The following is a 6,313-nucleotide window of genomic DNA, read 5'->3' on the forward strand; positions in this document are numbered from 1 at the left end:
CTCCGAGAAAATAGTAGCCATGGATATAATAGCCATGTACTGTATCTGTCATGAGTACGGCACACGAGGGCGCGACGCCCGGTTTCCTGGTCTGGCGACTGTCGATGAAGTGGCGCGTGGCGGTCGACCGCGCGGTGGCGCCCCTGGGGCTGACGCATGCGCAGTACTCCCTGGTGGCGTCGCTGTACGGCATGCAGCGCTCCGGACTGCGCCCGAGTCAGCGGCACCTCGCCGACCACACTGGACTCGAAGCCCTCTATGTCTCGAAGCTGGCCCGCGCCCTGGAAACCGCGGGACTCGTCGAGCGCACCCGGGACCCTCGCGACCCGCGCGCGGTCCAACTGGCACTCACCGACCAGGGCAGCGAGGTCACCCTGCGGGCGATCAAGGTCGTCCACGGACTCCTGCGGCAGTTGCTGGCGCCGCTCGGCGGCCTCGACAGCGCGCGGGCCAAGGAGTTCTCCCGGGACCTGGCGACCCTGCTCGACACACCTCTCGACCTTCCCAGCGAGCACGACCATCCGAGTGAGCACGAGAAGGAGCAGTCATGACCACCACCGCACCCCGCCTCGACCCCCGCGTCCTCGGCCTCGCCCACTACGCCGCCCGCGCCGTCCTGGAGAGTGTCCTCAGCCGGCACGGTCTCGCCTTCCAGCAGCAGATCGTCCTGCGGCCGGTCGCCCTCGCCGACGGACCCGTCGACCGCGAGCGACTCACCGAGGACACCGTCGCGGCACTGAAGACCGACAAGGAGTCCGTGCAGGGCACCATCGACGAACTGATCACGGCCGGCCTGCTCAACGCGGGCGCCTCCGAGGTGCGGATCACGGACGCCGGGCGGGCGCTGTACGAGCGGGTCACGAGCGAGACGAGCGCGGCCAGCGCCCGGATCTGGGGCGACATCCCCGAGGAAGACCTGGTGACCGTCGGCCGAGTACTGACTCTCGCCACCGAGCGGGCCAACGCCGAGCTGGCCGCCGTAACGGAGTAGTGGAATATTCAACCAACAGGGTCCGTTGTGCGGGTCGAAGGAGGTCAGGTGGACATGACGTACTACGACCACGGGACACCGGCGGAGCGCTGGGAGCGCGCGCGGATGTTCTTCGACGCCAAGGACTACGCCGCCGCCGCGCGGGTGTTGGGCGGGCTGGTCGAGGAGGTCCCCGAGCAGACCGGACCGCGCCTGCTGCTGGCGCGCGCCTACTACCACTCGGCCCAACTGCGGCGCGCCGAGACCGAGTTGCGGGTGCTCGTGGAGCGGGACCCGGTGGAGCACTACGCGCGCCTGATGCTGGGCCGCACGCTGGAGCGGCAGGGGCGGCACGAGGAGGCGGGTTCGCATCTGCGGATCGCCTCGGCGCTCGCGGGTGACTTCGAGCAGGTCTGAGACGCGGCGCAGGGGCCCGGTCCCGTGAAGGGACCGGGCCCCTTTGCGTGGGGCGCTATCTCGCGTACGTCCGCTGCCCGCGGCGGTGCGCGATCTCGCCCAGCACCACGTCCACGGCGATGAACGCGGCCAGCGGGATGCCCAGCAGCGGGACGAAGTAGCCGACCACGGCGATCACCGCCAGGCAGGGGACGAGGAGCAGCGGCGACATCTGGGCCCAGGCGCCGCGCGGGATCGGGCGGCCGAAGGAGGAACCCCGGCCGCGCTGCCACCACATGCGGTAGCCCCACACGATCAGCAGGATCAGGGAGAGGGCGAGCAGCATCAGGGCGATCTGGCTGACGAGGCCGAAGAGGATGCCGGTGTGCAGGTCGATGCCCCAGCGGGTCAGTTTGGCGAGCAACGGGTAGTCGGCGAAGCGGAGTTCGTCGGTCACCTTGCCGGTGGCGGGGTCGACGGCGACCGCGTCCTGTTTCTCGGGCCAACTGCGCTGGATCTGCCGCACGACGTACGTCGACTCGGCGTCGGCGGGCGGGACGATCTCGACGGGGTTGCCAAGACCTTTGGCCCGGGCGGCGGCGAGGATCGTGTCCAGACCCACCCCGTGTTCGGCGTCGCCGGTCGCGGTGGAGCCGCCGTGGCCCGCGTGCTCGCCGCTCGCCGCGGCGGACACCGTCGGGGTGGCCTGGCCGAGGGAGGTGCGAAGTTCGTCGATGTTGGCGCCGGCGTACGTCGACCAGGTCAGTCCGGTCGCCGAGAGGAAGATGAACCCGGCGGCGGCCCAGAGACCCACTGTGCCGTGCAGGCCGAGGGTGCGGCGCCGGCCGCTGGTGCCGCGCAGCTTGCGCAGGGCACGACGGCGGGAGAACCACAGCACCAGGCCGCCGCCCGCGATGACCCACAGCCAGCTCGCGGCGAACTCGCTGTAGAGGCGGCCGGTTTCGCCCAGGTGCAGATCGCGGTGGAATTCGTCGATCCAGGTGCGCAGCGGGAGGGCACCGGTCGAGCCGTACTGTTCGAGCGCGCCGCGGACCTTGCCGGTGTACGGGTCGACGAACACGGAGAGGGTGTGGGTGGCGCCGACCCCCTTGACGCCGGAGAGCATGACCCGGGTGGTGGCGCCCGCCTCCGGGGAGGGCCGGACCGCCGAGACCGTGCCCTCGGGGTGCGCCTTGCGGGCGGCGGCGACCTGCTGCGAGATGGGCAGCTCACGGTCGCCGACGGGGACGGTCAACTCATGGGCGTACACGATCCGTTCGGCCTGGAAGGCACCGGCGTACAGGAAGCCGGTGGCGGCGGCGACGAGCAGGAACGGGGCGACGAGCACGCCGGCGTAGAAGTGCAGGCGGAGGATCAGGGGGCGCAGCGGGGCCCAGCGGCTGGGGGACGGCGCCGGGACCGGCTCTTGCGGGGCCTCGGCCGTGGCGGTCGAGGGAGCGGTGGACATGGGCGGGCTTCTCCGGGGGCAGGGGGTGGGCGGATTGAGGACGGGGGTGGCGGTGGGCTGGGGCTGGTGGGCAGAAGGGCGGGTGGAGCAGGGGCAGTTGGCCTGGCGGCGAGGCGGTTGGACCTGGGCACGGAGACGGGAGCGGATCGGCCAGGCGGGCGGGCGGATGGCAGGAGGCGAGTGACGACGAGGCCAAGGAGCAGAGGACGGGCGAAGGGCAGGCCGTGCCTTGGGGCACGGGGCTGGTGGGCAGAAGGGCGGGTGGAGCAGGGGCAGTTGGCCTGGCGGCGGCGGATGGGGCGGGGGGGTTGGGCCTGGGCACGCAGACGGGCGCGGATCAACCAAGACGGGCGGGCGGATAGAGCAGGGCGGATGGGACGCGGCAGATGGAACAGAGCAGTTGAGGCGGGGCAGTTGGACCTGGGCGCGGAGACCGGAGCGGCTCGGCCAATGCGGGCGGGCGGGCGGATGGCAATGAAGCAGGTGACGACGAGGCGGGTCGGTTGGGGCAGGGGGCGGGGTCAAGGACGGGCCGGCCTCGGACGCACAGCACGTGCCGAAGCCGTAGTGATCCAGTAGTCGGAGCGTGAAGCCGCCGAGTTCCCGTGGGTTCGAGTGGCGTGCGTCACTCCCGGCCTGACCGGAGGCCGTCGCGTCCTGGCGTACTCGCTCCTGGACGAGTTGGAGAACACGCCCCCCTGGCGAGCTCACCCCTGGACAGGCCGAAGCCCACAACCCCCTCGCGAGCTCACCCCTGAACACGCCGAGGCCCACAACCCCCTGACGAGCTCACCCCTGAACACGCCGAAGGCCATGGCATCCTGGCGCGATGGCTCTTCCCAGTGATCGTGTGCCCCTGGCCGAGCGGGTCGAGGAACTCCTCGCCGACGGCGGCCCCTTGCCCATCGTCTCGGCCGGTGATCCGGTGCTGCGGCGCCGTACCGAGCCGTTCGACGGTCAGTTGGAGCCGGCGCTGCTCGCGCGGTTCATCGAGGCGCTGCGCCTCACCATGCACGCGGCGCCCGGCGTGGGGGTCGCGGCGCCGCAGGTCGGGGTGGGGCTGCGGATCGCGGTGATCGAGGATCCGGCACCGGTGCCGGAGGAGGTGCGGGTGGTGCGCGGGCGGGTGCCGCAGCCGTTCCGGGTGTTGGTCAATCCGGCGTACGAGCCGGTCGGGGACTACAGGGCCGCCTTCTTCGAGGGGTGTCTGAGTGTGCCGGGCTGGCAGGCGGTCGTGGCGCGGCACGCTCAGGTGCGACTGACCGGGCAGGACGAGCGCGGGCGGGCGGTGGACGAGGTGTTCAGCGGGTGGCCCGCGCGGATCGTGCAGCACGAGACGGACCATCTCGACGGCCTGCTGTATCTCGACCGCGCCGAACTGCGCTCACTGTCCTCGAACGAGGCGATGGCGGAGCGCTGGGCGCAGCCGACGCCGGAGGAGGCGTCGGCTGCGCTCGGGTTCCAACTGCCGTAGGAAGTCAGGGGTATGGAGGTGTTCAGCCCCGGTAGGTCTCCAGCAGGCGCAGCCAGACCTCGCTGATCGTCGGGTAGGACGGGACCGCGTGCCAGAGGCGGCTGATCGGGACCTGGCCGGCGACCGCGATCGTCGCGGAGTGGATCAGTTCGCCGACGCCGGGGCCGACGAAGGTGACACCGCGCAGGATCTCCTCGTCGAGGTCGACGATCATGCGGGCGCGGCCCCGGTAACCGTCGGCGTAGAGGCCGGCGCCGGCGACCGACGAGAACTCGACGTCGACGGCTCGGACGCGGTGGCCGGCCTGTTCCGCCTCGGCCAGGGAGAGGCCGACGGCCGCCGCCTCCGGGTCGGTGAAGACGACCTGAGGTACGGCGTCGTGGTCGGCGGTGGCCACATGGGCGCCCCACGGGTCGGTCTCCAGCAGCGGGACGCCGGAGGCGCGGGCGGCGATCGCGGCGCCCGCGATACGGGCCTGGTACTTGCCCTGGTGGGTGAGGAGAGCGCGGTGGTTGACGTCGCCGACCGCGTACAGCCAGTCGCTGCCCGGCGCGCGCAGGGTGTCGTCCACCGTGAGCCAGGAGCCCGGTTCCAGGCCGATCGTGTCGAGGCCGATGTCGTCGGTCCGCGGGGCGCGTCCGGTGGCGAAGAGGATCTCGTCGGCCTCGATGCGGTCGCCGCTGTCGGTGAGGGCCACGACGGTGCCGTTCTCGCGGGTCACCGACGTCACGGACGTACCCGTGCGCAGGTCGACGCCGGCCTCGGCGAGCGCGTCGGCGACCAGTTCACCGGCGAAGGGCTCCATGCGGGGCAGCAGGCCCTTGCCGCGGACGAGGAGGGTGACCCGGGAGCCGAGGGCCTGCCAGGCGGTGGCCATCTCGACGGCGACGACCCCGCCGCCGACCACGATCAGCCGGCCGGGCGCGGCCTTGGCGCTGGTGGCCTCGCGGCTGGTCCACGGCTTGACCTCGTCGAGACCGGGCAGGTCGGGGAGCAGGGCGCGGGTGCCGGTGCACACGGCGACGGCGTGCCGGGCCGTGAGGACGTGCCGTACGCCGTCGGGTCCGGTGACCGTCACCGTGCGGGGACCGTCGAGGCGGCCCTCGCCGCGGTAGAGGTCGGCGCCGATGCCGTCGAGCCAGCGGACCTGGCCGTCGTCCTTCCAGCCCGAGGTCTCGTAGTCGCGGTGGGCGAGCACCGCGGGGGTGTCGAGGGGGCCCTGGACGAGGTGGCCGAGGCCGGGCACGCGGCGGGCGTCGGCGCGGGCGATGACCGGGCGCAGCAGGGCCTTGCTGGGCATGCACGCCCAGTACGAGCACTCGCCGCCGACCAGTTCGCTCTCCACGACCGCGGTGGAGAGACCGGCCGCACGGGTGCGGTCGGCAAGGTTCTCCCCCACGGGCCCGGCCCCGAGCACCACGACGTCGTACGCGATGGATTCCGTTTCCGTCATGGGGTCAGTCTGCTGGGTGGTGTGCGCCGAGGCCACACGGGTAGGGGCGCGGAATACGGGACCGGACGACCGTGTTGTCCGGGACGGCTTCGCCCCCACATCGAGGAAGAGGGATTTACGCCATGAGCAGCACCGTGGAGCTGACCAAGGAGAACTTCGACCAGACGGTCACGGACAACGATTTCGTCCTGCTCGATTTCTGGGCGTCCTGGTGCGGGCCGTGCCGTCAGTTCGCCCCGGTCTACGAGAAGGCGGCCGAGGAGAACCCGGATCTCGTCTTCGGCAAGATCGACACGGAGGCCCAGCCGGAGCTGGCGCAGGCCTTCGGTATCCAGTCGATCCCGACGCTGATGATCGTCCGCGACCGTGTCGCCGTGTTCGCGCAGCCCGGCGCCCTGCCGGAGGCCGCCCTGACGGACGTCATCGGGCAGGCCCGCAAGCTGGACATGGACGAGGTCCGCAAGTCGGTCGAGGAGCAGCAGGCGCAGGCCGAGCAGAACGGTCAGTAACCCCCGGGTCGGTAACCCCGAGGTCGGTGACCTCGGGGTTTTC

The 6,313-nt window shown here is 71.8% G+C and carries 7 protein-coding genes; 5 read left to right on the forward strand and 2 right to left on the reverse strand.

Features of this window, described 5'->3' with window-relative positions; all coding sequences use genetic code 11:
* Window positions 1-50 precede the first annotated feature (50 nt).
* Genes ABZT04_RS36755 through ABZT04_RS36765 form a run of 3 tightly spaced genes read left to right on the forward strand, consistent with a single transcriptional unit; the run spans window position 51 to window position 1,387 of the window.
* Window positions 51-551 (forward strand): MarR family transcriptional regulator, encoded by a 501-nt coding sequence (locus ABZT04_RS36755; RefSeq protein WP_356062387.1) that lies wholly within the window; start codon window positions 51-53, stop codon window positions 549-551.
* Window positions 548-991 (forward strand): MarR family transcriptional regulator, encoded by a 444-nt coding sequence (locus ABZT04_RS36760; RefSeq protein ID WP_356062390.1) that lies wholly within the window; start codon window positions 548-550, stop codon window positions 989-991. Before ABZT04_RS36755 ends, ABZT04_RS36760 begins: the two co-directional genes overlap by 4 nt.
* A gap of 48 nt (window positions 992-1,039) precedes the next feature.
* The gene (locus ABZT04_RS36765; protein WP_356062393.1) at window positions 1,040-1,387 is read left to right on the forward strand and encodes a tetratricopeptide repeat protein; all 348 of its coding nucleotides are present in this window, start codon (window positions 1,040-1,042) and stop codon (window positions 1,385-1,387) included.
* 55 nt (window positions 1,388-1,442) lie between these two features.
* On the opposite strand, the gene ABZT04_RS36770 is transcribed toward ABZT04_RS36765, so the two are convergent.
* Window positions 1,443-2,834 (reverse strand): PepSY domain-containing protein, encoded by a 1,392-nt coding sequence (locus ABZT04_RS36770; protein WP_356062396.1) that lies wholly within the window; start codon window positions 2,832-2,834, stop codon window positions 1,443-1,445.
* An 829-nt stretch (window positions 2,835-3,663) separates the two neighbouring features.
* Here ABZT04_RS36770 and ABZT04_RS36775 point away from each other — a divergent pair.
* Complete coding sequence (locus tag ABZT04_RS36775; protein ID WP_356062399.1) at window positions 3,664-4,308, forward strand: peptide deformylase; 645 nt, start codon at window positions 3,664-3,666, stop codon at window positions 4,306-4,308.
* Between the two features lie 22 nt (window positions 4,309-4,330).
* Here ABZT04_RS36775 and ABZT04_RS36780 read toward each other — a convergent pair whose 3' ends face one another.
* Window positions 4,331-5,761: an NAD(P)/FAD-dependent oxidoreductase gene (locus ABZT04_RS36780; protein ID WP_356062402.1), complete on the reverse strand. Its 1,431-nt coding sequence runs from the start codon at window positions 5,759-5,761 to the stop codon at window positions 4,331-4,333.
* Between the two features lie 122 nt (window positions 5,762-5,883).
* Here ABZT04_RS36780 and trxA point away from each other — a divergent pair, with 122 nt between their 5' ends.
* Window positions 5,884-6,270: a thioredoxin gene (trxA, locus tag ABZT04_RS36785; RefSeq protein WP_355924694.1), complete on the forward strand. Its 387-nt coding sequence runs from the start codon at window positions 5,884-5,886 to the stop codon at window positions 6,268-6,270.
* Window positions 6,271-6,313 lie beyond the last annotated feature (43 nt).

This window comes from Streptomyces sp. NPDC005492 (assembly GCF_040605995.1).
Classification (GTDB): domain Bacteria; phylum Actinomycetota; class Actinomycetes; order Streptomycetales; family Streptomycetaceae; genus Streptomyces.

Excerpts from the sequence above, each read along its gene's own strand:
- ABZT04_RS36755 (WP_356062387.1), top strand. The coding sequence starts at position 51 with ATGAGTACGGCACACGAGGGCGCGACGCCCGGTTTCCTGGTCTGGCGA.
- ABZT04_RS36760 (WP_356062390.1), top strand. The coding sequence starts at position 548 with ATGACCACCACCGCACCCCGCCTCGACCCCCGCGTCCTCGGCCTCGCC.
- ABZT04_RS36770 (WP_356062396.1), bottom strand. The coding sequence starts at position 2,834 with ATGTCCACCGCTCCCTCGACCGCCACGGCCGAGGCCCCGCAAGAGCCG.
- ABZT04_RS36775 (WP_356062399.1), top strand. The coding sequence starts at position 3,664 with ATGGCTCTTCCCAGTGATCGTGTGCCCCTGGCCGAGCGGGTCGAGGAA.
- ABZT04_RS36780 (WP_356062402.1), bottom strand. The coding sequence starts at position 5,761 with ATGACGGAAACGGAATCCATCGCGTACGACGTCGTGGTGCTCGGGGCC.
- trxA (WP_355924694.1), top strand. The coding sequence starts at position 5,884 with ATGAGCAGCACCGTGGAGCTGACCAAGGAGAACTTCGACCAGACGGTC.